Here is a 24,380-nt window from a genome sequence, read left to right as displayed (position 1 = left end):
ATCTACCAAAAAAAGAAAATTTTTATGGCAAAGTATATTTTTGTTACAGGTGGCGTAACAAGCAGTCTTGGAAAAGGAGTTATAGCCGCATCGCTGGCTAAATTGTTACAGGCACGTGGTTTCAGAGTTACTATTCAAAAATTTGATCCGTACATCAATGTGGACCCCGGCACACTGAACCCCTACGAGCATGGCGAATGCTACGTTACGGAAGACGGCGCAGAAACAGACCTGGATCTCGGCCACTACGAGCGGTTCCTGAATATTCATACTTCTCAGGCCAACAACGTTACTACCGGCCGCATCTATCAAACGGTGATCAACAAAGAAAGAGAAGGCGCTTACCTCGGCAAAACTGTACAGGTGATCCCCCACATCACAGATGAGATCAAACGCAGGATGCTGCTGCTTGGACAGGACGGACGGTACGACATTGTAATAACAGAGATCGGCGGTACGGTCGGCGACATTGAGAGCCTGCCTTTCGTGGAGTCTATACGCCAGCTTCAATGGGAGCTTCCCGACGAGGATGTATGCGTGGTACACCTTACGTTAGTGCCATACCTGAAAGCTGCCAAGGAACTAAAAACAAAGCCTACACAGCATTCGGTAAAAATGATGAGTGAAGCGGGCGTACACCCCGATATTATTGCCTGCCGCACGGAAGAATCATTAAGCAACGACATTAAAAGAAAAATTGCACTCTTCTGCAATGTGAAGCAGGAAGCTGTGATAGAAGTAATGGACGCCTCATCTATCTACGAAGTGCCATTAACCATGCTGCGTGAAAAGCTGGATGTGATCTGCCTGAAGAAATTAAACATCACAGAATACAAAGAGCCGCAACTTGACAAGTGGAAAGCATTTTTAGACCAGATAAAATATCCCAAAAGCAAGATCACCATCGGGCTTGTGGGCAAATACGTTGAGTTGCAGGATGCTTATAAATCTATCCTGGAAAGTTTTATACATGCCGGCGCCATGAACGAATGCAAGGTAGTGGTGCAGAATATCCACAGTGAATTTATAACAGAAGAAAATGTAAAGGACAAGCTGTGCAACCTGGATGGTATACTGGTGGCTCCGGGTTTTGGCACCAGGGGTATTGATGGTAAGATACTGGCCATAGAATATGCCAGGGTGCATAAAATGCCTTTCTTCGGTATTTGCCTGGGCATGCAGATGTCGGTAATAGAATTTGCCAGGAATGTAATGAACATCCAGGATGCCAACTCTACGGAAGTGGAGCAGCATGGAGAAAATAATGTGATCTGTATGATGGAAGAGCAGAAAAGCATCAGCCAGATGGGCGGCACCATGCGCCTGGGCGCTTATCCGTGTAAAGTGGTAGAAGGCTCCATCGCTCATTCAGTTTACGGCACTACAGAAATTTCTGAAAGGCACAGGCACCGCTATGAGTTCAACAGTAATTTCCTGGAAACTTTTGAGCAGCACGGCATGAAAGCTACGGGCTTTAACCAGGAAACAGGCCTGGTAGAAATTGTGGAGGTCCCCGATCATCCTTTCTATGTGGGCGTGCAGTTTCACCCAGAGCTCAAGAGCACGGTGGAAAGCCCGGCGCCGCTCTTCGTAAAGTTTGTGGAAGCCTGTAAAAAATACAGCAACAATGGTATCATCAACAAAGACTGCGGATAACTTACCCGCTCTTACTACAAACTTTTGTATCTTTAAGTAAATATTTACAGCTATGCAAATAAGCGCAAAATCTATTTTAATCGTTGCTGCCATTATCCTTGGTGCTATCGTGGTCATGATGTGGGGCATGCCGGTCTACAACGTATGGCAACAGGAAATGGCCGGTAAGGCGGAAATGGCCAAAGCTGAGCAGAACAGAAGGATACTGGTAGAAGAAGCTAAGGCCAGGCTGGAAGCAGAGAAGCTGAACGCGCAGGCCGAAGTGGCACGTGCAAAAGGTATGGCAGAGGCTATGCGTGTAGAAAACGGGCAATTGAATTCTACCTAGGGTCATCCCGATAATTCTTTAAGATCCATTTTCGAATAACAGAAGATGGATTTTTTGTTAATAAGCGTGGGTTATTTTTTGATGTTTGATGTGAGAGTGTGGATAACTGCGACTTTTTTTTCTTAACCGCGCATAACGATCCCTGGCAAAGAGATTTGCTGCCAAAGGGATGCTCAATTTAGGCGCACCGTCGTTTTGAGAGTTGCTGCATTCGCCCGGAGATGATGGATGCATTAGCCGTCATCATAGCAAAGAAGATCCACACCCGTTCGGTATTTTGTGTACGGGCTTTTACTTTGTTTAAAAGATAGTGGTTCTTTTCGTTTCCAAAACTACCCTCCAGTACTGTGGCTCTTACAACTGAGAGTGCAGAGCGCATTTGCTGTTTTTGAGTGGCCAGTTTTCCTTCATTGCCTTTGGCAACAAAACTGTTAGCGATGCGCAGCTTATTGCAATAACGGCGGTTTTCATTGGTGGCGTAAATCCTGTCAGCGCCCAGCTGGGATAGCTTGCCAAAATATTTATGATGAAAGGCCACACTGCTTTTCAGCCTCGTGCCTTCATTAAAGTTTTCATAGCTCAGGTGCTCAATAAAGCTGATGCCATCTACCTGTAATTTGTGAAGCTTTGCTCCGAACTCGACTCTTTTGGTTTCCTTACCTCTGACAATGGGACGGATGTAAGGCTTGTGCAGCGAAACAATGCGATCCGTTACGTTTTGCGCATTGCCGTAGGTGAGTTCGTGCTGCTGCTCATACACTTTTTCAATAGTAGCGAGCAATTTGCGGTGTCTGACTTTGAGCTTACAGCCCCGGCAGCTCACCAGTTCATGAAAGCCTTGTAATAAACGTAACAGGTATTTCAGCAGTTGTTTGCGTAGTTTCTTTTCCTTGCGATTTGTTTTTTTGCGCATGCGCTGATAGTTTAGAAAAGCAGCTTCATGTTTACTATAGTTACTACGGCTGGCTCGCAATTTTAAACGCTTTCTTATATCCTGCATCAGCTCATATACCTTCGTACAACTCTCCCATAAAAGTTTTACTGATGTGGGATAACGCAGGTGGCTTTCCACGCAGGTAGCATCTATCATAGTTACATGCCTTTGTTGCATCAGCGGCTGCCAGTATGAAATAAACTCAGATTGTAAAGCTGCAATATCTAAATGCTCGCCAAGATATACCCGCCACCAGCTTACCAGGTTTTTGTCTTTTATTTTACGCAATCCTAATTGCACACCACAAAAGTACTGCATGCTCCAGTCTGTGTTCAACCGCGCAATCAACAACTCATCACTCAGACCCAAATAATGCTTTAAAAACATCAGGGCTATTCCTCCTTCTACATTTAAAAATGGCTTACGACCACGCCCACTTTTATAAAATGAAGGTGCCGGTATTTTGCAGGCTAGCTGCTTAAAGGGAATACTTTGATATAAAACTCCCAGGTCTGTGGATAAAAAAACAGCCTCCTGAACCTCGGATGTTTGTAAAAACAAAGGATTGTAATACATTTGAAGTGAATTTTTCTATGCCTCACTTTGATCACTTTTTGTGCCATTGTGGGGCTCTTTTTCACTTACTAACATTCCCAAACCCTTTGTGAATAACTATTCCAGATTTTCGGAAAGACCCTACCTATAATCAATACCTTTTTATCAGGACCCTGGAAAAGCTCGCTGAGAAGGGCGACCTGCCGCAGATCATTTACCTGCCTAGCGAAGGCATGGTGCCTGTAATGGATCTGAATAAGGCTAATATAAAACCGGTACCGTAAAACATCTATCGCACAAAATACCCAAACAAAAACTGGAATTGTTGCGGCATATTTACAGAGAAAGAATCCTGCTTTACATTGCTCACTTTGCCATTGCCGGCGAGTGGCATAAATGTTCTTAATCTCTTATGCTCCTTTGTATCGGGCAATTTAAAATGTCCTGTGTTTTCTGTCGTGTATTCACGGAACAATAAAACGTAAACTTTATCGCGTGTATAAGATGCAAAGCCTGTAAAGTTCCTGCCATTGGGCATATCACCTATCGGATAGATGATACCTGACTGCATATCGCTTCTGTGTTTTTTCCATACCTGTACCAGATCGTTTACGGCAAACGCTTCACGCGGTAAGGCGTTAGCTTCCATCCAGGCTAATGGTTGTGCCATCATAGTGGTGGCAAACATATAGTCAAACGGAATGTTTACAGGGCTTAGAGGATCGTTGTCTTTATACATCTTTGTATTGCGCCATTTATTCAAAAACTCTATCTGCAAGCGTTGCAGAGGTATATATTTAGAAAGCATCCAGGCATTTCTAAGTGTAAGATGCGGGTAATAATTGCCCCAGTCTGTATACCTGTTTTCTAAAAAAATATTCCCTGTTCTGTTTAAGAAAAAATATCCTCCGCGTAATCCTGCCGTTACATCCATGTTGAAAGATAATTTACCGGCGGTTTCTTTTTTTGCCTGGTCCAACATGGTTGTTACTCTTTGTTCTGCTTGCTTGTTGGCAAGCTGCAAACCATCTATCTTGATCCAGGAAATGCCGTATTGCTGGTATAGGTTAACCAGGATATTTTTATCTCTTTCCCATTTTAGGTGATTGTGCTGCTTGGAAGGATTGAACCATAAGCCAATATGCATATTAAGCGATGCGGATTTTTTCAAAACAGCCTCAAAGCCATTAGGGAAGCGGCTTTTGTTGATCTGCCAGTCATCATCACCCCAGTCATCCCAAAGCAATTTATGCTTGCTGGCAGAGTTTAAGGAGAGGCCCTGTTGCCATCCGTCATCGATCTGAAAATGCGTAATGCCTAATCTTGCAGCAGCATCTAATTCATTCAAAATAAATTTTTCATTTATACGGCTGTCCTGATTCCTGTCGCCCCAGGTGTTCATGGTAAATGTATTGTCCAGAGCAGGAATATATTTATTGACATTCAGCTCATAATTTTTATAATAACCTAATGCAACATCTTCGTTTTCGGCATACATAACTACAAAAAGCGGATAGGCTTCCTGCCACTCTGTAAGGTTTGAAGAATCTGCTGTAAGTCCCGGGGAGTGTACTTTTACGCCATCCAGGTCAGTGCTGAAGTCGAAGCCTGCATATACAGCCTGGGCATTTTGCAAAGGAGACAGTTTTACAATTAAATGCTCAAAGCCGGGATACTGCATTTGTAAAACAGAGCCATTATAATATTGGCTTTTTTTGTAAGGGAATTCCTGCTTTTTTTGAAGCAGATTGGTGTGGTGATCTGTGGCTTCCTTAAACAGAACGGTTTTGGTGGTCCAGAAACTGCCTGCCGCAGGAAGTGAGAAATAATGCGGTTGATTGTCGCTGAGCAATTCAGGATTTTCTATTAACCCTGTTGCGGAATAATTTGTTTTGTATTTAAATGGATGTTTTCCTTTTACTGCAAGCCTCCATTCAACACCGGGTGAATTGTCGTAGATAATAAGGCTTCTTCTCGTTTCAAAGGCCTTGTATTTTGCTGTAAGGTCAATTCTTGTGGAAGCTGCTGATCGCAATGTTGCCGGCAGCCTGACTATATTATAAGAAACCGTTTCGGGTTTTTCTTTCAATACGCCAATGTCGTTTTTGTAAGAACTATATATTTGTGTAGTTTTTTTAGATGCGGATTGAACCAGGGAAAGCTTTCCTTCTTTCCATAAAAAAACCTGTGTACTGATGCCATCGTCCACATATAATGTATCGTTGCGTACTTCAAATGGCTGGCGGCCTTGTACGCCAACAAGCGTACACAATAATAAAACGGGGATTGCTATAATCTTTATCATACTTCAAAAAGAAGCACAATTTACAACAAATCACGGGGTTTAAAAATTATCAGTCAGCGTATTGGACTTTATTGCAATATCCTGCTGCTGTAGGTCGCAATAATGCAGGGAATAAGGTTTTTCAACTACATCTTATCACCATTATAGAAAGGCCCGCCTTGCAGCGGGCAGTTATTACACTTCGGGTTTTAATTGATTGGTTTCTTTGAAAGGTTTACGTGGTGTGAGGCCCAAAATATCCAGCATCATCCTGTCCTGGTCAAACTCAGGGTTGGGTGTGGTTAACAATTTATCTCCTGCAAATATAGAGTTGGCGCCAGCCAGGAAACACAATGCCTGTTCCGGCATAGACATTTCATGCCTGCCTGCTGAGAGGCGTATCACTGTCTTCGGCATAATGATGCGTGCCGTTGCGATCATGCGCACCATATCCCATACCGGTACACGCGGCTGGTTTTCCAGTGGTGTTCCTTTTACCGGCACCAGTGCATTGATCGGTACCGACTCAGGCTGTTGAGGCAGGTTGCTCAGTACATGCAGCATGCTTATCCTGTCATCCTCAGATTCTCCCAGTCCAATAATGCCGCCGGAACAAACCGTGATGTTTGCTTTGCGCACGTTGTGCAGTGTGTTTAGCCTGTCTTCGTATGTTCGGGTGGTGATGATGGTTTCATAATGCTCTTCAGATGTGTCGAGGTTGTGGTTGTAGGCATACAAGCCAGCTTCTTTCAGGCGCATGGCCTGCTCGTAAGTGAGCATGCCGAGTGTGCAGCAAACTTCCATGTCCAGCTTGTTTACTTCCTTTACCATTTCCAGCACTTTGTCGAAGTCCCTGTTGTTCCTCACTTCGCGCCAGGCAGCGCCCATGCACAGCCTGGAAGCCCCGGCCTGTTTAGCTTTCACAGCGGTGGCTACTACTGTTTCCAGTGGCATTAATCCATGCACGTTTACGCCGGTGTTGTACCTGGCAGCCTGGGGACAGTAAGCACAGTCTTCTTTGCAGCCGCCTGTTTTTATCGAGATCAGGTTGCTGATCTGCACTTCCCTGTGGTCGTTATTGCTTCTGTGTACAGCGGCTGCATCAAACACCAGCTCCAGTAACGGGCGGTAGTAGATCGCTGATATCTGTTCTTTGGAATATGTCTCCATAATTATTTTTTCCGGTTATAAATTCTTTATTACATTTTAAAACTAATGCCGCCCTGCAGCCACCTGCCCGGCATGGGCGTACCCAGCAGGTCGCTGTAAGCACGGTCAAACACATTGTCTGCCTGTACAAATGCGGCAAGCTTATTTTGCAATATGCTGTAAGATGCGCGTGCATTCAACAGGAAATAATCTTTGCTTACATAAGCGTTGATGGCTGAAGCTTCCTGTGGCTGCCGGGTTTTGTATATGCCGGTAAGGCTTAAAGCCACAGGGCCGTAATTGTACAGCGCCATAAAGTTGCCGATAAAACGCGCATGTGAATTAATGTAAAAAGATGTTTGTGCCTCGCTGGTCTTGCTGTACAGCCATATGAGCCCGGCGTTGATCTGCATGTTTTGTTTTTCGGAGATGCGGTTGTTGTACTGAATGTCAGATTCAATGCCGGTAGTGGTTACCTCCGAAATATTTTTAGCCAGTGCATAAACGCCGTTTGTTACCAGGTTGTCTTTGCGTGGCATGTCGGTGTACGGTGTGTTGATCCAGTCGATGAGTTTTGTGTGAAACCTCTGGAAGAAGGTGCCCGACACTTTCAGCTTTGATTTATAAAACCAGTCTGCCCCAGCTTCGTAGTTCCAGGCATGTTCCGGTAGCAGGCCGGGGTTGCCTATGCGCCCGCTTTTTACCTGTGTTTTATTATAATTGTTGTATCGTTCGGTAAAGTCGGCATCACGAATGGTTTTGCCGCCGCTGGCTCTTAACTGCAGACCATTTCGTTTGTAGGAAAATGTGAGCTGGGGAATAAGTTCCGGTTTGTTTTTGCCAATCAGCTCCAGGCGTGCAGAAGGTTGTATCATCATGTATGCACCAATGTGTTGTACCAGCGAAATAAAAGGCGCCGCTACGTTAATGGTATGCATGCCCCTGTCATTTGAATTAATTGATTTTTGCTGAAAGCTAAGCCCTGTAACGATTGCAGACCCGTCAGCAACCTGTTGATGGTAGGTAAGCTGCGACTGCAGCAATGTAGACTTGTTGTTGTTTGGCGTAGCATGGGGCGTGAATAAAAATTCATCGTGCAGAAATTTGTAGCCCGCGTCAATTGTTAGTTTGGAGCTGCCTTTTTCATAGCCTGCTCGCAATTGATGCCACCAGGAATCTACTACTTCAGACGCAGTGTCTGATGCAAACGTGGTATAGAAATTCTGTGCAGCAAAATCCCTTTTATCGTAAGCCGCACGGTAGGCTATGTGGAAGTATGGATGTATGAGGTAATTCAGACCAACAGAAGCAGAGGTGTTGTGGAAATAGCCGCGTATACCGCGCTGCGCTACACCGTCTGAATGATTGGTCAGCACGCCGGCATCTACGCTAAAGTTGTTTTTTTGAAAAAAGCCTCCTGCATGCAATGATTTGTAATTGTATTCGCCTGCGCTCACCTGTGCCTGCAACGTATTTTTATGTTGCTTTGCAGCGCTGAAAGATTTAGTAATGATGTTGATAACGCCGCCCACTGCGTCTGACCCGTAAATAGCTGATGATGCGCCTTTCAGCACTTCTATCCTGTCTATCTGGGCGGGCACAATGGGTATGTAAGAAGAAAAGTGGCCTGTGTTGGGGTCATTGACCCTTATGCCGTCTATGATCACCAGCACCTGCTGAAATGTGCCGCCGCGCATAGTGATATCACTTTGCAATCCCTGCGGGCCGCGCGCCTGTATTTCAATGCCGGGGACGTATTTGAGCAGCTCATCTACAGAATGTACCGGGAGCTCAGCAAATGTCTCTCCTTTTACAATGGTTATGTTCCTGCCTGTTTCCGAGCTTCTTTTTTCAATAAGCGACGAAGTAACGGTTACCGGGTCTAACGAGGTTTCTTCGCTAACGGTTTGTGCACTCGCCAACTGTGCGGCGAATAGAAGTTGTGCAAAAGCTAATGTTGTAAAACACCTTTTCTTCATGAAATTTGATTCTGTTTAATTTGTAAATAAAAAAAGCTGAAAGCAGTCGTTAAAGACTTTCTTTCAGCTAAATGTAATACACTGTTGCAACAGCAATGGTATGCTACATTACTGCCATAATTGTTTGTATAGTTCACGGTTGCGGCAAGCAATATTGCCGGCAACAGCAGTTCATCAGGCGGGTCTTGCGCTGAGCTGGGTTCGGTATTGTTATCCTGCTGTTTTTCTTCAGAAGCAAACTGCAGGCTTGAGTTTTGTTGTTTACCTAAAAGCTTATCTGCCACAACGCTTTTTAAGCTGCCTATGGTTACGTGCCTGCCGATGCTGCTGAATACGGCATAGGCTTTACGGCTCCATTTCCTGAAGCGCAGACAACGTGGCTTTATATATTGTATGGAAAACAAAATAGAGTAGTATACGGCATCTGTACTGGAGATGCCGTATTATTAAGTTTGACTATTTTCCGTGACAGTTTTTGAACTTTTTACCGCTGCCGCAGGGACAAGGATCGTTTCTGCCGATCTTAGGCTCGCTGCGTACTACAGGCATTTGTTTTTGTTCTGCTGAGGGATCGTAGTGATCATTGCCATTTACACCATAATCATCTCCGGCAGCATCTACCTGCGCTTTATTGGAATGCATGTTGCTCATGTCTGTCTTTTGCTCATGGCCTTCCTGCAGATGTGCATTTTCTTCTTCAACAGGAATGATGGCATTCAACAGGAATGAAACGATATCCTTGCTCACCTGCGTATTCATTTGGGCAAACAGGCCGAAAGCTTCCTGCTTGTAGATCACCAAAGGATCTTTCTGCTCGTAAGAAGCGGTCTGTACGCTTTGTTTCAGATCATCCATTGATCTTAAATGCTCTTTCCATGCATCGTCGATCAGTGCAAGTGTAATGGTTTTCTCAAGGCTGTTTACCAGGTCCTTGCCGTTGGTGGCAATGGTTTTGTCCAGGTTGGCCAGTACCTGCAGCCCTCTTTTCCCGTCAGTAAATGGTACAATCACATTCTGGATGTGCTGGCCCTGGAACTGGCGGATATTTTTGAATACAGGCAATGCTTTCTGTGCAATTTCTTCCCTGTGCCTCAGGTACGATTCGGTAGTTTCGTTGTATAATTTTTCGGCAATGGCGGCAGGGCCGAGCTTGCCGAGTTCCTGAGCGGTTACTTTGGTATCTATGCCCAGGTTGCGTATAGCATCCAGTTTAAATGTTTCATAGTCGGCAGCATTAGAAGCTACGCTTAATGCCACATCGTAGAATGCATTGTCAATATCAAGCGCCAGCCTTTCTCCAAACAATGCATGGTTGCGTTTGGTATAGATTACCGTGCGCTGTTTATTCATTACATCATCGTATTCCAGCAATCTTTTACGCGTGCCGAAGTGGTTCTCTTCTACTTTTTTCTGGGCACGTTCAATAGATTTGGTGATCATCTGGCTCTGGATCTCCTCACCTTCTTTGAAGCCGGCAAAGTCCATGACCTTAGCAATACGTTCACTTCCGAACATGCGCATCAGGTCATCTTCAAGCGACACGTAGAACAAGGAAGACCCGGGGTCGCCCTGGCGCCCGGCACGCCCGCGCAACTGCCTGTCTACACGGCGCGATTCGTGCCTTTCAGTACCGATGATGGCTAAGCCACCCGCAGCTTTTACCTCCGGTGTAAGTTTAATGTCCGTACCACGGCCTGCCATGTTGGTAGCAATGGTCACAGCGCCTGAAAGGCCTGCTTCTGCTACTACCTGTGCTTCGCGTGCGTGCTGCTTTGCGTTGAGTACGTTGTGCGGGATCTGTTTTTGTTTCAGCATCCGGGAAAGCAGCTCACTCACTTCCACGGAGGTAGTACCCACCAGTACCGGCCGTCCTTTGGCACGCAGGTCTTCAACCATATTGATGACAGCGCCGTATTTTTCGCGCTTGGTCTTATACACAATATCGTTGTGGTCTATACGGATCACGGGCACGTTGGTAGGAATGGTTACCACATCCAGCTTGTATATTTCCCAGAACTCGCCTGCTTCTGTTTCTGCCGTTCCGGTCATACCGGCCAGCTTGTGATACATGCGGAAAAAGTTCTGTAAGGTAACGGTAGCGTAGGTTTGGGTGGTTGCTTCAATCTTTACATTTTCCTTTGCTTCTATGGCCTGGTGCAAGCCGTCTGAATAGCGGCGGCCTTCCATGATACGGCCTGTCTGTTCATCTACGATCTTTACCTGCCCGTCAACCACAATGTACTCATCGTCCTTCACAAACAAGGTATAGGCTTTCAGCAACTGCTGTACCGTGTGTATGCGGTCTGCCTTGGTGCTGTATTCATCTATCAGCGCTTCTTTATCGTTGTATTTCTGTTCTGGCGTGCGGTTCTCATCATTTTCTATTTTTGCCAGGTCTACAGCTATGTCCGGCAGCACAAAGAAGTTGGGGTCTTCGCTGGCGCCTGTCAATGCCTGTATGCCTTTGTCTGTAAGCTCTACGGAATTATTTTTCTCTTCAATGTAAAAGTATAATTCGGCATCAGCTTTCGGCATTTCTTTCTGCTGGTCTGCCAGGTAGTAGTTCTCTGTTTTTTGTAATACCTGTTTCATGCCCGGCTCGCTCAGGAATTTGATGAGGGCTGTGTTCTTGGGCATGCCGCGGTGTGACCGGAAGAGGGCAAGGCCGCCGTCCGTAGGGTCTGTATTGTTTTCGGCTATTTTCTTTTTAGCTTCGATCAGGAACTGGTTGGTAATTCTTCTCTGCTCTGCTACCAGTTTTTCAATTCTTGGCTTCAGATCAAAGAATTGTTGCGTGGAAGTGTCTTTACCTACCGGCCCGGAGATGATCAGCGGTGTACGCGCATCGTCGATCAATACGCTGTCTACCTCATCCACCATGGCGTAGTGGTGCTTGCGCTGTACCATTTCATCAATGTTATGCACCATATTATCGCGCAGGTAGTCGAACCCAAATTCGTTGTTGGTACCGTAAGTAATATCTGCGAGGTAAGCGTTTCTTCTTTCAGGCGAGTTCGGCTGGTGCTTATCAATACAATCCACTTTTAAACCGAGCCATTCAAAGATGGGACCGTTCCATTCAGCGTCTCTTCGTGCCAGGTAATCGTTCACGGTTACAATGTGTACGCCTTCTCCGGCAAGTGCATTGAGGTAAGCGGGCAGGGTAGACACCAGTGTTTTACCTTCACCCGTTGCCATCTCCGCGATTTTTCCCTGGTGCAAAACTATACCACCGATCAGCTGCACGTCGTAGTGTACCATGTTCCAGGTGATGGTATTGCCTGCAGCTTCCCAGGAATTTTTGTAAATGGCATTGTCGCCATCAATGTTTATGTGTTTTTTCCTGATGGCAAGTTCCCTGTCGAGATCAGTTGCCCTGGCAACGATCTGTTCGTTTGATTTAAACCTGCGTGCCGTTTCCTTTACTACTGCGAAAGCCTCCGGCAGCAACTGCTCCAGTATCTCTTCTATTTTCTTATCCTTGTCTTTCTTGCGTTCATCCACTTTCTGATAGAGCGCATCTCTTCCCGCAATATCGCCTTCAGTGAGGGCTTCGGCTTCGTTTTTCAACGCATCAATTTCAGTATTTATTTCCTGCAGGTAGCCGGCTATCCTGCCTTTAAACTCTTCGGTCTTACCTCTTAATTCATCGTTGGAGAGAGAAGCATATTGATTGAAGAATTCATTTATTTTCGCAACTACCGGGTCAATCTTCTTTACATCTTTCTGAGATTTATTTCCGCCGAGCAGCCTACTTAAAAAATTCGCCATATTATTTATATGTATATTTTAAAACAAAACAGCTATTTGTTTTGTTTGAATGAATGTGCAAATGTACATTCAAAAATAATGCTAATGCATTTTCTTGCCAAAATGGCTGAATGTTTTCTAATGCTTAGCAAGCGTTTATTGTAATTAGGCAGCCTTTGCGGATGGCCTACACCTAAAGAAAAGAAATTCTAAAAAAACCAAAAAGAAAGCATTCAGTACAATCAGGGATATTGCTATGACAAAAATTGCTGCATTGGAAAGAAGTTATACACCAGGTTTCTGCAGTAATAGGGATATAGTGGTGCGAAATGGGCAGCCTGCAATTTTATTTAATCACCCGCTTCCAATTCTCTGTTGGCCTTAGCCTGCCTTTTAGTTTTAAGGTATTCAAAAAGCATAGGTAGCAGAGACAGGAAAATGATCACGAACACCACAATCTCAAAATTATCTTTGATAAAAGGGATGCTTCCCAGGAAATAACCCGCCAGCGTAAGGCCTACGATCCACAGTACGCCGCCGATAACATTGTAGGAAAGAAAATGCCAGTAATTCATTTTCCCGATGCCTGCCACAAACGGTGCAAATGTGCGCACAATAGGCACAAAGCGGGCGATTACAATAGTTTTGGCGCCATGCTTCTCGTAAAATTCATGGGTTTTGTCCAGGTATTGCGGCTTGATAAGCTGTTTGCCCCTCCACCGTAGCTTCAGCATTTTGGGCCCTAAATATTTTCCGATAAGGTAGTTGGACGCATCACCAAGAATGGCTGCCGCCAGCAGCAGCACCAGGCATATCCATATGTTGAGCGAGCCCTGGGCCGCAAACATGCCCACGGCAAACAGCAGGGAGTCGCCGGGCAGAAAAGGCATTACTACCACGCCGGTTTCAACAAAAATAATCAGGAAAAGTATCACGTAGATCCAGCTGTCGTAAGCAATGATAAAATCATTGAGGTGCTGATCTATATGCAGTATAAAATCGATTAAATCCATGGTGTGTGGTTAAGCTGCGCAAAAGTAGATTTTTTAATCGGCACAAACGATGATAGCTGTAAAAAAATATTAGCAAGGTTATGTTAAGAAAGGGAGCGCTGAGTTGTTGAGGTGTTATGAACCTGTGCTATACTAATTTCTACGCCTAAAAAACTCTTTGTACATTTGAAAGTAAAAACCGGCCTATGCTTAAGCAAAAATATTTACTCTTCGTGCTGGTACTGCTGGGCAGTTGCAAAACCTACAACTATCATGCGCAGCAGACCGCCGCCGATCAGTTTTTTCCCAATGCAAAATTGTACACCGCTCTATACATACAGCGCGCGGCAGAGTACAAAGCGCTCTGCTTCCAGGCCTATAATTCGGCCGCACTCTACCTCGATGAAGCGCTGAAAAATAATACCTCCGGCAAACCGCCCGCTATTGTTACCGATATTGACGAGACCATTTTAGACAATACACCCAACTCGGTGCACCAGGCGCACCTCGGTAAAGATTTTGAGCAGGCAGCCTGGAACGAATGGACAGCTAAAGCCAGCGCTGACACCGTTGCCGGGGCGCTCACATTTTTTAAATACGCGGCTTCCAGGGGCGTGCAAATTTTCTACGTCACCAACCGCTACCACCACGAGCGCGCAGCTACGCTGAACAACCTGCAAAAATATAATTTTCCTTATGCCGATGAGCAGCACCTGTTGCTGCGCACAACCACAGCCGGCAAAGAGCCGCGCAGGGAAACAATCTCTCAAAACCATGAGATCATCATGCTTTGCGGAGATAACCTGTCTGACTTTACCTCTGTATTTGATAAAAAAAGCGAGGAAGAAAGAACCCGGCAGGTTAAGAACAATGCAGCGCTTTTCGGCAGGAAATTCATTGTGCTGCCCAACCCCAACTATGGCGACTGGGAAAGCGCTATCTACGACTACAACTACCGGCTTACACCCAGGCAAAAAGCTGATATTTTAAAAACCAAAGCTAAAACCTATTGATATGTTCCTGCAACTACATCCAGACAACCCGAACCCAAGAAATGTAAAAACAATTGTAGAATGCCTGCTTGATGGCGGTGTGATCATATATCCCACAGATACCATCTATGGCCTCGGCTGTGATATTTTTAATCACAAAGCTACCCAGCGGGTGGCTGCCATTAAAAAAGTAGACTTTCAGAAAATACACCTGTCGTTTGTCTGCGCCGATCTCAGCGATCTGAGCAAGTACACGAAATCTATATCTACGCCTCTATACCGGATTTTAAAAGAGCACCTGCCCGGCCCGTATACCTTTATACTGCCTGCAAGCAAGGAAGTGCCTAAGCTTTTACAGAACAAAAAAAACACCATTGGCTTAAGAGTTCCCGACAATAAAATTTCCCAGACACTTGTACAGGCATTGGGCAGACCGATTCTTTCCACATCGCTGCCCGGTGAAATGGTAGAGGAGTATACCAATCCGGAACTAATGTATGAGAATTTTAAAGATATGGTAGATATTGTGGTAGACGGCGGCACGGGCGGTATGATCCCTTCTACTATTGTAGACTGTACAACGGATGAATATGAGATTATCAGGCAGGGGTTGGGAGAATTTAACGAATGATATTAAAAATGCTCTATCAGTTTCCCTTCCAGTACAACATGCCTGTCAGTTAATTCGGTTTGTGGGTCACCCAGAATTTTGAGTAATAATTCTGTGGCAAGCTTGCCCTGCTCGTAAGGAAATTGTTCTATAGATGCAATGGGCTTGGCCACATCAATGTAGTTCGTGATCGGCACGTTGGCATAGCTTACAAAGCAGATGTCTTCATTGATTTTCATCGAGGTTTTTTCCTGTATATATTGTATAGCGTCCAGCGCTACGTAATCGTTGAAAGCTACTATGGCCGTAGGTTTTTTCTTTTGAGACAATATATCCTCCATGGCTTTGCGTGTGCCCTCCCGTGTAAGGTCAGAGGTGGCAAACAGGGCAGGGTCTGTCTTTACCCGTTTCTTATTCAGCCCTTCCATAAAGCCGCGCATCCTTTCCATAGTGGCGTTGAGCGAACTTGGCCCTTTGATCAGCCCAATAGTTTTGTGGCCTTTTTCCCACAGGAAATCTATCAGCAGCTTAGAGCTGTTAAAAAGATCGCAGGATACAGTGTACATACTGCTGTCTTTGGGTATCCTGTCGAAAAATATTACAGGTACCCCCGATTCCTGCAGCTCCTTGAAATGTTCAATATTCCTGGTAGATTTTGATAATGATACCAGCAATCCGTCGATGCCGCTTTTTCTGTATAACGAAATAATTTCTTTTTCCTTTTCAATATCGTTGTGGCTCTGGCTGAAAAAAACATTGTAGCCGTTTTCCGTGGCCACATCTTCAATGCCTGTGATGGCTCTTGAGAAAAAGGTTTCTGTAATCTCAGGCACAATTACACCGATGGTGAAGCTTTTGCCTGTTTTAAAATATAGTGCAGTAAGATTTTTCTGATAATTGTGTTCCTGTGCAAACTGTTTAATGCGTTCACGGTTTTTTTTGCCAATACCCGGATGATCATTTAAGGCTCTTGAAACGGTAGAAATAGATACATTCAGTTTTTTGGCTATTTCTTTTATTGTGATGTTTTTGTTATGCATTTACTGCAACATAGTTTTTTCCGCTACACAAGATAAATTATTTTAACCGTTCCTCTGACTTTTTGGTAAATTTATTTAATTTCACCCGGTGAACAGGAAATTATTTATCAGGTCTTCAGGTGTTTTGCTGGGTGGCGGGCTCCTGTCCTTACCCTCATTTGCCCGGCAAAATATTCACACCAAAGTATCTGTTGTTCCCAAAGGCCTTCGTCCCGGCGATACGATAGGTGTTAGCTGCCCCTCAGGATTTATGACCAGGAAAGAAATGCTGCCTGCCTTGCAGCAGATACAGGATTGGGGCTTCAGGGTCATGCTTGGTAAAACTGTGGATAAGAAAGACGGCACCTTTGGCGGCACCGACCAGGAGCGTACACAGGATTTTCAGTCAATGCTGGATAACCCCGGTGTGAAAGCTATTATGTGCGCCCGCGGCGGTTATGGCGCAGTAAGGTTTATAGATAAGCTGGACTTTTCTGCATTTATTAAAAACCCGAAATGGATCATCGGCTTCAGCGATGCCACTGTATTTCATGCCCACGTCAATTCAAAATACAACATTGCCAGCATACATTCCAAAATGCTCAACAGCTTCCCCGACAATTTTCTCACAGCATTGCCCGTACAGCAGGAAACAATTCTTTCCATTCGTGATGCGTTGATGGGCTTAAAAAAAATGTCCTATTCCGCTCCATTCAATCAAATGAATAAAACAGGTACGGCCGAAGCCGAACTCATAGGCGGCAACCTGCGGACAATTGAAAACCTGGCAGGCACTTCATCTGAAATTATCACGGATGGAAAAATCCTGTTCCTGGAAGAGACGGGTGAATACCTGTACAATATTGACCGCATGTTGTGGAACCTGAAGCGTACAGGCAAATTAAAAAACCTGAAAGGGCTCATCATCGGCGGCATGAAAATAAAGCAGCAGGCCAACTATGCTGATGAATTAAATAAGACCATTTACGATGTGGTGCTGGAAAAACTAAGTGAATACAGCTATCCCGTGTGTTTTGATTTTCCCGTAGGCCACCAATATGATAATTTTGCATTGAAATGCGGCGTAAAACATCGCCTGCAGGTGAATAGCAGCGGAACCATGTTGAATGAGATATAATAAGGAGAGGTTAATTGATAGTTGATAATGGAAAATTAGTGGAAAGTGGAGAGAGAGGAAAGTGGAGAGAGGAGAGAGGAAAGTGAATGTGAGAAGTGTGCGATATGAAAGATGAGAGTAGACAACAAAGCGGTGTTGAGAACTTATACTGATGATGTTGGATGAAATTTGAAATGGCCGGTAACCTAAAATTTGTAACCTGTAACCTGTAATCTGCAATCTGCAATCTGAAAATAAAAATGAAAATACCTCCCTATCTTAAAAAAGGCGACACCATAGGCATTACCTGCCCGGCCGGCTATATGAAATTAGAAAAAGCGCAACTTTGTATTGATACCTTTGAAGCATGGGGGTTTAAGGTAAAAGTGGGCGCTACGCTTGGCAAAGAACAGGTAAACTATTTCTCCGGTACCGATGTGGAGCGGCTGCACGACCTGCAGAACATGCTGGATGATGATGACATCAAAGCTGTGTTCTTCGGGCGCGGCGGCTATGGCATCAGCCGCATTATTGACGATATCGATTTTAAAAAATTTAAAAAGAACCCGAAGTGGGTCTGCGGCTACAGCGACATTACTTTATTGCATACACACATCAATAAAGCGCTGAAAACCGCAACTATACATGCTCCTATGGCAGCGGCCTTCAATGATGATGTAAACTCACTGTACATACAGTCTGTGAGAAAAACATTACTCGGCCAGAAAACAAACTACCAGGCAGCGCCGCATGCTTTTAACCATGCAGGAAAGGCAGAGGGCCGGCTTGTGGGCGGCAACCTGGCATTGCTGGCGCATAGCGTAGGCAGTAAATCTGAACCGGATGTGAAAAATAAGATTTTATTTATTGAAGATATCGGTGAATATATCTATAATGTAGACAGGATGCTGATACAGCTAAAACGTGCCGGGTGGCTCGACAAAATAGCAGGGCTTGTGGTTGGTTCCTTCTCTGATATGAAAGACACCACCGATCCTTTCGGCAAAACGGTTGAAGAAGTGATCAAAGAACATTTAAAGCCGTATACTTTTCCCTATTGTTTCGGGTTCCCGGTGGGCCATACGGAAGAAAATGTGTCGCTACGTTGCGGACTAAGGCATAAATTTACGGTTCAAAAGCATAAAATATCGCTGGAATGTGTGGAATAAAATCCTGTTATTTTTTTGCCGTAACAATTGCTTAATTACGCCAATTTAATTTTTTTCTTTGAAAAATGCTACCTTTGCGCCCTTAAAAGCAAAAAAAGTTTGCTTTTGCCATCCTAAAATAAAAGAATGAATATACGCAACATTGCTATTATTGCCCACGTTGACCACGGCAAAACCACTCTGGTAGACAGAATCTTACACACAGCAAAAATATTTCGCGACAACCAGGAAACCGGAGAGTTGCTAATGGATAGCAACGACCTTGAAAGAGAACGGGGCATTACCATTTTCAGTAAAAACGCTGCGGTAACCTACAACGGTACCAAGATCAACGTGATCGACACGCCAGGCCACTCTGATTTTGGCGGTGAGGTTGAACGCGTTCTGAAGATGGCCGATGGCGTAATATTGTTAGTAGATGCATTTGAAGGCCCGATGCCGCAGACACGTTTTGTATTGCAAAAGGCATTGCAGTTAAACTTAAAACCCATTGTTGTCATTAATAAAGTGGATAAACCCAATTGCCGGCCCGATGAGGTACACGATGCGGTTTTTGAATTATTCTTTAACCTGGATGCGACTGAAGAGCAATTGAACTTTCCTACTTTTTACGGAAGCGGGAAGCAAGGCTGGTTCAATGACACATTAGAGCCCCGGGAAGATATTCTTCCGTTGATGGACGGCATTTTAAAATACGTTCCGGAGCCCGAGGTGAAAGAGGGTGCATTGCAAATGCAGATCACCTCCCTGGATTACTCATCCTTCCTTGGCAGAATAGCTGTAGGAAAAGTTACGCGTGGCAGCATCAGGGACAACCAGCCCATAGCTTTGGTGCAGGCAGACGGCTCTATAAAAAGATCGCGTGTAAAAGAGCTGTACGTGTTTGAAGGCATGGGGAAAAGAAAAGTACAGGAAGTGCTGGCAGGCGATCTTTGTGCAGTAGTAGGCCTGGAAGATTTTAATATCGGCGATACCATCTGCGATGTGGAAACGCCCGAAGCTTTGCCGGTGATTCATGTGGATGAACCTACCATGAGCATGACGTTCAGCATCAACACGTCACCTTTTTTCGGTAAAGACGGCAAGTTCGTTACTTCACGCCACCTGCGCGACCGCCTTATGAAAGAGACAGAAAAAAACTTAGCGCTGAGAGTGGAGGATACAGACAGCGCTGACAGCTTTATGGTATATGGAAGAGGTATTCTGCATTTAGGCGTATTGGTAGAAACTATGCGCCGCGAAGGTTATGAACTTACTGTAGGCCAGCCGCAGGTGCTGGTGAAAGAAATTGACGGACAGAAATGCGAGCCGTACGAAAACCTGGTAGTAGACGTGCCCGAAGAGTTCAGCGGAAAAGTGATTGACCTGGTTACCCAACGCAAAGGTGAAATGCTGATCATGGAAAGCAAAGGCGATATGCAACACCTGGAATTTGAGATTCCTTCCCGCGGCTTAATCGGGTTGCGCTCTCAAATGCTTACCAATACGGCTGGTGAGGCTATCATGGCACACAACTTTATTGATTATAAACCCTGGAAAGGACCGATCCCCGGCAGGAATAACGGCGTGCTGATCTCTAAAAACCAGGCGCCTACCACCGGCTACTCTATTGATAAATTGCAGGACAGAGGATCGTTCTTTGTTGATCCCGGCGAAGACGTATATGTGGGCCAGATCATTGCTGAGCACATTAAACCCGGCGACCTGATAGTTAATGCTACCGAAGGTAAAAAGCTGACCAATATGCGCGCCAGCGGCTCGGATGCGGCTACCAACATTGCTCCTAAAATACAGATGAGCCTGGAAGAATGCATGGAATACATCCAGGAAGATGAGTGCATTGAGGTAACGCCCAAAAGCATTCGTTTACGCAAAGTATTGCTCAATGAAGAAGACAGGAAGCGCGCCGCCAAGCAGGCAGGTAACGGATAATTGCACAGACAGCTTTAATATTACTGAAATAGCCATAAGAATGCTGCATACCAACCGCGAATGAATAAAGGCTATTCCATGTGGCCATTAAAAACAGCCGCAAAACGACGCACTAAAAATTATATACATGAAATAGCCATAAGCAAAGTTGCATACCAACCGCGAATGAATAAAGGCTATTCCATGTGGCCATTAAAAACAGCCGCAAAGCGGCGCACTAAAAATTATATACATGAAATAACTATAAAGATTAAGAATCTATACCAACCGGGAATGAGTATTGAATCTAAAAAATGGTTATTCCATGTGACCATAAAGAAAAATTAAAAATATACACATGAAATAGCCATAAGAATGCTGCATACCAACCGCGGATGAATAAGCTAATTCCATGTGACCATTAAAAACAGCCGCAAAGCGGCGAACTAAAATTTATACACATGAAAAGAATTTCTATATATCTTTATGGAAATTCTTTTTTTTATGGAGTTCATCATCAACAATACAATCAAGCTCGAGCAGACTGCTCCTTCGCATGCTCAACCGCTGTTTGCCGCCATTGACCGGAACAGGCAGCATCTCCGCAAGTTTTTAAGCTGGGTAGATTATATGCAATCTGCTGATGATGTGGCTAAATATATTCAAAGTTGCCAGTCGCTTAACCAGGCAGGTGAAGAGTTAAGCTTTGTAATCATGAACGATCAGGTTTTATGCGGCAGGATCGGGTTGCACCTCATCAGCCGGCAACATAAAAACGCAGAAATAGGCTATTGGCTTACAGAAGAAGCACAAGGCAACGGGATTGTGACAGCATGTTGCAAAGAGCTGATCAGTTATGCTTTCCGGCAATTAGGCCTGCATAGGATAACCATTAAAGCAGCAGTGGAAAACCACCGCAGCCAGTCTGTGCCGCAAAGGTTGGGCTTTACTACAGAAGGCATACTGCGTGGCGCTGAACTGGTCAACAACCAATTCCTGGATCTTATTGTGTATAGCATACTTAAGCAGGAATGGGCTGCTGAAAATGTTGTGCTACCCTCTGCATAAAAATAAAAACTTCTGTTGCTTTTGCTACACAAGCTTCGCTGTCCGGTGATACATAGGTGTTGAGAACATTTTGAAAGCGCTTCCATTTTTCTCCCGTTGTTTCTCCGTAAACACCATAATAATGAAAGCTGAGTGCTGCCAAAGCTGCTGTCTTTTTCAGGTGCCTTACAATCATGTTGCCTCCGAGTGTAGCGCCTTCCATTACATACATAGCGCCTAATGCCTGTTGCTGATCATGTATGCCAGGAACGAAGATGTGTGCGGGTAAATTTATTTCACCGGGTATTGATAAGATATGCCTGTTGGCTTCCAGTGCGGGGAGCTTGGCTCTTTCCTCTACCTGCAGCGCATGCTTCACATCTGCTGAAAGCGCCGTAAATACACGGTTTTCAAGCAAGGCGTGTACGGTGTAGTTTGCCTGTATCAGCAACCTGTATTGATCAGGTGTGAGCGATTTTGCCAATATATTTTCAGAAAACATGCATGCTTCAAGCGCCTCATGCATAGGTCTTGTAGCTTCTTTTAAAACAGTGGTGATCATTATTTATTAAATATAAGATAAAATGTAGTGCCTTGGTTGAGCGCGCTGTAAAACCACACGATGCCTTTGTGTTTATCCATAATGCGTTTTACTATGGTAAGGCCAACGCCGGTGCCTTCAAAAGCAGATGCATTATCCATTCGCTTAAACAATTCAAATACCTGGCCATGATCTTTCGGGTCAATGCCAATACCATTGTCTGTGATGCGGTAATAAATTTTACCTTCGTGTTCATAGCCTGTAATATCTACCACCGGCTTGTCTGCTTTGGATGAGTACTTAATAGCATTGCCGATTATATTTAAAAAAGCCTGGTATATGAGTATATGGTCGCCTTTTACAGGTGGCGTATCTTTTATGAGGATATCTGTATTGTAATTATTGCTTACAATTTTCAGGTCGTGCACAATCTGTTGTATGATCTCGCCTGCATTCACCGGCTTCTCATCAGGTTTTTTGGTTACCACACGCGACAGGCTCAGTATTTCATTCATCATAAAGCTCATGTTGTCTGCACCTTTGATAATGTTGTTGATGATCTGCTTCGTATCTTCTTTCAGGTCTTTCTGAGAATGTTTCAGAAACTCTGCATAGGTTTTCAGCACTGTCAACGGTGTTTTCAGGTCGTGTGAAACGGTGTAGGCAAAAGTGTCAAGTTCGTCATACGCTGCCTGTAGCTTTTGATTTATTTCAAGCAGTTCCTTAGATTTCTTATGCGAGGTTTCCAGTATTACCTGCACAATATTGGAGGCAGACTCTATCTCTTCCTCGCTCCACGCTTCAGATGTATGTTTTACTACCTCTGTCCATGCATCGAAAGATGTTCTCGGTGAAATATCCTGGAGTGTAATGTTTCCTTCTTTGCGGGCAACTATGTTTTTCTCCGGCTTGCCGGCCCATTGCACCGTATGGATATATTCCGGCTTAAACCATATGATCATATCCTGCGCATCGAGCCCTATTTTTACGATTAGTACACCTGCCGCAGATTGCAGCATGCCGTCTGTGCCGGCATAATATTCTATCAGTTTATTAGTAGAGAATATTGGTTTGCTGATGTTTTCTATTGTCCAGCTTTTCAGTGCATCTATCTGTTCTGTATCCGGTGTGCTGCCGAGTGTATGTATATTATTTTCGAGGCATAAAGCCACCCCGTGCGCTTCCGTAGCGTTGAGCAGTGTGGTTTTCTCCTGCACTAAAGCTTTTACTAGTGTGTTTTCTTTTAAAAGATTTATCTGCAACTTCCTGACTATATCATTGTATTTAGCAGCAATCAGATTGTTAGATTCCCTTTTCTTATTAAATAAAAAAGAAGAGACAATATCACTGAGCAGTTTGGCTGCTTCTCTTATTTTGTAATCAATAAATTTCGGCGTGTAGTTGTGGCAGGCTATTAACCCCCATAGCTTATCGTTTATAATAATGGAAATGCTGAAGCTTGAATGCACACCCATATTTTTCAGGTACCGGATGTGCATGGGAGATACCGCGCGCTGCACGCAATGCGTCATATCCAGGGTTATACTTTTTTCAGTTCGCAACACGGGCACGTCTTCCGTGTCTACATCGGCAATCAGCCTGATCTTATTTATTTTGTATAATTCACGTGCCTGCTTTGGTATGTCAGATTCCGGGTAATGTAGTCCCAGGAAGGGTTCCAGGTGTTCTTCTTTTACTTCTGCCACTACTTTTCCCGAGCCGTCGTTCAGGAACCGGTACACCATCACCCGATCATAACTGATAATGCTTTTGATTTCTTTTACAGCGCTGTCGAGCAATTTATCGGCAGCATTGGAAGCTATGATTTTGGATACACCATCGTAGACCCTGTCGTTAATAATAACTGTTTTATCTGCTGGCTCAAATTCTGCTACCAGTGTTTCTCCTGACTGTGAAATAATAGCGTAATACAGCTTATCCTGTAGTTTTATTTCGTAGGTTTCTTTATGCCGGTCAACAGAAAACTCATTGACAAAACGGGCGATTTCTTGCTGTATATATTCACCGGCAGCGGCCAGGCATTCCTCGATGGTCTTATTCAGCATATCTTCCGCCTGTACGCCAAACAATTTGTAGCAGTTTTTGCTTACATAGGTCACGGTGCGGGTTTTGGTGTGAATACCGAGCAGGCAACCATAGGCTTGTATTTTGCCTAAGATATGTATCGGCTCTTTGTCACAATTGGTAAGGTCTACGCTGAATGAATCCATTTTTTACAGTTGAGAATCAGGTGGTTAAAGAGAGTGTGCATATTGCAAATATAGATTATTTTACGAGCCGTGATGCACTTTGTAAATTGATTTTCAATACCATATCTATAAAAAAT

19 protein-coding genes are annotated in these 24,380 nt (G+C 44.5%); 9 read left to right on the top strand and 10 right to left on the bottom strand.

Annotated features, from left to right (window positions below):
• Positions 1-24 precede the first annotated feature (24 nt).
• Positions 25-1,656 (top strand): CTP synthase, encoded by a 1,632-nt coding sequence (locus OD355_RS01505; RefSeq protein WP_263036674.1) that lies wholly within the window; start codon positions 25-27, stop codon positions 1,654-1,656.
• 52 nt (positions 1,657-1,708) lie between these two features.
• A complete protein-coding gene (locus OD355_RS01500; RefSeq protein ID WP_263036673.1) occupies positions 1,709-1,984 on the top strand; it encodes a hypothetical protein in 276 nt (91 codons plus the stop codon).
• Between the two features lie 178 nt (positions 1,985-2,162).
• On the opposite strand, the gene OD355_RS01495 is transcribed toward OD355_RS01500, so the two are convergent.
• The 7 genes from OD355_RS01495 to OD355_RS01465 all read right to left on the bottom strand — a co-directional run bounded on the left by OD355_RS01495 (position 2,163) and on the right by OD355_RS01465 (position 13,648).
• The gene (locus OD355_RS01495; protein WP_263036672.1) at positions 2,163-3,494 is read right to left on the bottom strand and encodes a transposase; all 1,332 of its coding nucleotides are present in this window, start codon (positions 3,492-3,494) and stop codon (positions 2,163-2,165) included.
• Between the two features lie 268 nt (positions 3,495-3,762).
• On the bottom strand, positions 3,763-5,778 hold the full coding sequence (locus tag OD355_RS01490) for an alpha-galactosidase (RefSeq protein ID WP_263036671.1): 2,016 nt from the start codon (positions 5,776-5,778) through the stop codon (positions 3,763-3,765).
• Between the two features lie 174 nt (positions 5,779-5,952).
• Positions 5,953-6,927 carry a biotin synthase BioB gene (gene bioB, locus OD355_RS01485; RefSeq protein ID WP_263036670.1) on the bottom strand — a complete coding sequence of 325 codons (975 nt, stop codon included), beginning with the start codon at positions 6,925-6,927 and terminating at the stop codon, positions 5,953-5,955.
• A 29-nt stretch (positions 6,928-6,956) separates the two neighbouring features.
• On the bottom strand, positions 6,957-8,885 hold the full coding sequence (locus OD355_RS01480; RefSeq protein ID WP_263036669.1) for a TonB-dependent receptor plug domain-containing protein: 1,929 nt from the start codon (positions 8,883-8,885) through the stop codon (positions 6,957-6,959).
• Positions 8,882-9,289 (bottom strand): hypothetical protein, encoded by a 408-nt coding sequence (locus OD355_RS01475; protein WP_263036668.1) that lies wholly within the window; start codon positions 9,287-9,289, stop codon positions 8,882-8,884. Before OD355_RS01475 ends, OD355_RS01480 begins: the two co-directional genes overlap by 4 nt.
• 52 nt (positions 9,290-9,341) lie before the next feature.
• Positions 9,342-12,656 carry a preprotein translocase subunit SecA gene (secA, locus tag OD355_RS01470; RefSeq protein ID WP_263036667.1) on the bottom strand — a complete coding sequence of 1,105 codons (3,315 nt, stop codon included), beginning with the start codon at positions 12,654-12,656 and terminating at the stop codon, positions 9,342-9,344.
• A 329-nt stretch (positions 12,657-12,985) separates the two neighbouring features.
• Positions 12,986-13,648 carry a DedA family protein gene (locus OD355_RS01465; RefSeq protein WP_263036666.1) on the bottom strand — a complete coding sequence of 221 codons (663 nt, stop codon included), beginning with the start codon at positions 13,646-13,648 and terminating at the stop codon, positions 12,986-12,988.
• 185 nt (positions 13,649-13,833) lie between these two features.
• On the opposite strand from OD355_RS01465, the gene OD355_RS01460 reads away from it, so the two are divergent.
• Both OD355_RS01460 and OD355_RS01455 read left to right on the top strand, forming a co-directional pair.
• Complete coding sequence (locus tag OD355_RS01460; RefSeq protein WP_263036665.1) at positions 13,834-14,640, top strand: 5'-nucleotidase, lipoprotein e(P4) family; 807 nt, start codon at positions 13,834-13,836, stop codon at positions 14,638-14,640.
• 1 nt (position 14,641) lies between these two features.
• A complete protein-coding gene (locus tag OD355_RS01455) occupies positions 14,642-15,250 on the top strand; it encodes an L-threonylcarbamoyladenylate synthase (RefSeq protein WP_263036664.1) in 609 nt (202 codons plus the stop codon).
• Positions 15,251-15,252: 2 nt separating this feature from the next.
• Here OD355_RS01455 and OD355_RS01450 read toward each other — a convergent pair whose 3' ends face one another.
• On the bottom strand, positions 15,253-16,269 hold the full coding sequence (locus tag OD355_RS01450; RefSeq protein WP_263036663.1) for a LacI family DNA-binding transcriptional regulator: 1,017 nt from the start codon (positions 16,267-16,269) through the stop codon (positions 15,253-15,255).
• Between the two features lie 88 nt (positions 16,270-16,357).
• Between OD355_RS01450 and OD355_RS01445 the strand changes: the two genes are divergently transcribed.
• From OD355_RS01445 to OD355_RS01425, 5 genes are all read left to right on the top strand, one after another.
• Positions 16,358-17,386 (top strand): S66 peptidase family protein, encoded by a 1,029-nt coding sequence (locus OD355_RS01445; protein WP_263036662.1) that lies wholly within the window; start codon positions 16,358-16,360, stop codon positions 17,384-17,386.
• Positions 17,387-17,625: 239 nt separating this feature from the next.
• Positions 17,626-18,534 carry a S66 peptidase family protein gene (locus OD355_RS01440; protein WP_263036661.1) on the top strand — a complete coding sequence of 303 codons (909 nt, stop codon included), beginning with the start codon at positions 17,626-17,628 and terminating at the stop codon, positions 18,532-18,534.
• 126 nt (positions 18,535-18,660) lie between these two features.
• Complete coding sequence (gene typA / locus OD355_RS01435) at positions 18,661-20,466, top strand: translational GTPase TypA (RefSeq protein ID WP_263036660.1); 1,806 nt, start codon at positions 18,661-18,663, stop codon at positions 20,464-20,466.
• A 60-nt stretch (positions 20,467-20,526) separates the two neighbouring features.
• Entirely contained in the window at positions 20,527-20,793 is a 267-nt protein-coding gene (locus OD355_RS01430) for a hypothetical protein (protein WP_263036659.1), read from the top strand.
• A 138-nt stretch (positions 20,794-20,931) separates the two neighbouring features.
• Positions 20,932-21,513, top strand: a complete 582-nt coding sequence (locus OD355_RS01425; protein ID WP_263036658.1) for a GNAT family N-acetyltransferase — start codon at positions 20,932-20,934, stop codon at positions 21,511-21,513.
• Here OD355_RS01425 and OD355_RS01420 read toward each other — a convergent pair.
• A complete protein-coding gene (locus OD355_RS01420) occupies positions 21,467-22,054 on the bottom strand; it encodes a biliverdin-producing heme oxygenase (protein ID WP_263036657.1) in 588 nt (195 codons plus the stop codon). The genes OD355_RS01425 and OD355_RS01420 overlap by 47 nt on opposite strands.
• The gene (locus tag OD355_RS01415; protein WP_263036656.1) at positions 22,054-24,264 is read right to left on the bottom strand and encodes an ATP-binding protein; all 2,211 of its coding nucleotides are present in this window, start codon (positions 24,262-24,264) and stop codon (positions 22,054-22,056) included. Before OD355_RS01415 ends, OD355_RS01420 begins: the two co-directional genes overlap by 1 nt.
• Between the last annotated feature and the right edge of the window lie 116 nt (positions 24,265-24,380).

Source organism: Haoranjiania flava (assembly GCF_025631005.1).
GTDB classification, from domain to species: domain Bacteria; phylum Bacteroidota; class Bacteroidia; order Chitinophagales; family Chitinophagaceae; genus Haoranjiania; species Haoranjiania flava.
This window is presented reverse-complemented; position numbering and strand designations above follow the sequence as displayed.

What these genes read in the sequence shown, in the direction of transcription:
- OD355_RS01505 (WP_263036674.1), top strand. Translation starts at nt 25, where the DNA reads ATGGCAAAGTATATTTTTGTTACAGGTGGCGTAACAAGCAGTCTTGGA.
- OD355_RS01500 (WP_263036673.1), top strand. Translation starts at nt 1,709, where the DNA reads ATGCAAATAAGCGCAAAATCTATTTTAATCGTTGCTGCCATTATCCTT.
- OD355_RS01495 (WP_263036672.1), bottom strand. Translation starts at nt 3,494, where the DNA reads ATGTATTACAATCCTTTGTTTTTACAAACATCCGAGGTTCAGGAGGCT.
- OD355_RS01490 (WP_263036671.1), bottom strand. Translation starts at nt 5,778, where the DNA reads ATGATAAAGATTATAGCAATCCCCGTTTTATTATTGTGTACGCTTGTT.
- bioB (WP_263036670.1), bottom strand. Translation starts at nt 6,927, where the DNA reads ATGGAGACATATTCCAAAGAACAGATATCAGCGATCTACTACCGCCCG.
- OD355_RS01480 (WP_263036669.1), bottom strand. Translation starts at nt 8,885, where the DNA reads ATGAAGAAAAGGTGTTTTACAACATTAGCTTTTGCACAACTTCTATTC.
- secA (WP_263036667.1), bottom strand. Translation starts at nt 12,656, where the DNA reads ATGGCGAATTTTTTAAGTAGGCTGCTCGGCGGAAATAAATCTCAGAAA.
- OD355_RS01465 (WP_263036666.1), bottom strand. Translation starts at nt 13,648, where the DNA reads ATGGATTTAATCGATTTTATACTGCATATAGATCAGCACCTCAATGAT.
- OD355_RS01460 (WP_263036665.1), top strand. Translation starts at nt 13,834, where the DNA reads ATGCTTAAGCAAAAATATTTACTCTTCGTGCTGGTACTGCTGGGCAGT.
- OD355_RS01455 (WP_263036664.1), top strand. Translation starts at nt 14,642, where the DNA reads ATGTTCCTGCAACTACATCCAGACAACCCGAACCCAAGAAATGTAAAA.
- OD355_RS01450 (WP_263036663.1), bottom strand. Translation starts at nt 16,269, where the DNA reads ATGCATAACAAAAACATCACAATAAAAGAAATAGCCAAAAAACTGAAT.
- OD355_RS01440 (WP_263036661.1), top strand. Translation starts at nt 17,626, where the DNA reads ATGAAAATACCTCCCTATCTTAAAAAAGGCGACACCATAGGCATTACC.
- typA (WP_263036660.1), top strand. Translation starts at nt 18,661, where the DNA reads ATGAATATACGCAACATTGCTATTATTGCCCACGTTGACCACGGCAAA.
- OD355_RS01430 (WP_263036659.1), top strand. Translation starts at nt 20,527, where the DNA reads ATGAATAAAGGCTATTCCATGTGGCCATTAAAAACAGCCGCAAAACGA.
- OD355_RS01425 (WP_263036658.1), top strand. Translation starts at nt 20,932, where the DNA reads ATGGAAATTCTTTTTTTTATGGAGTTCATCATCAACAATACAATCAAG.
- OD355_RS01420 (WP_263036657.1), bottom strand. Translation starts at nt 22,054, where the DNA reads ATGATCACCACTGTTTTAAAAGAAGCTACAAGACCTATGCATGAGGCG.
- OD355_RS01415 (WP_263036656.1), bottom strand. Translation starts at nt 24,264, where the DNA reads ATGGATTCATTCAGCGTAGACCTTACCAATTGTGACAAAGAGCCGATA.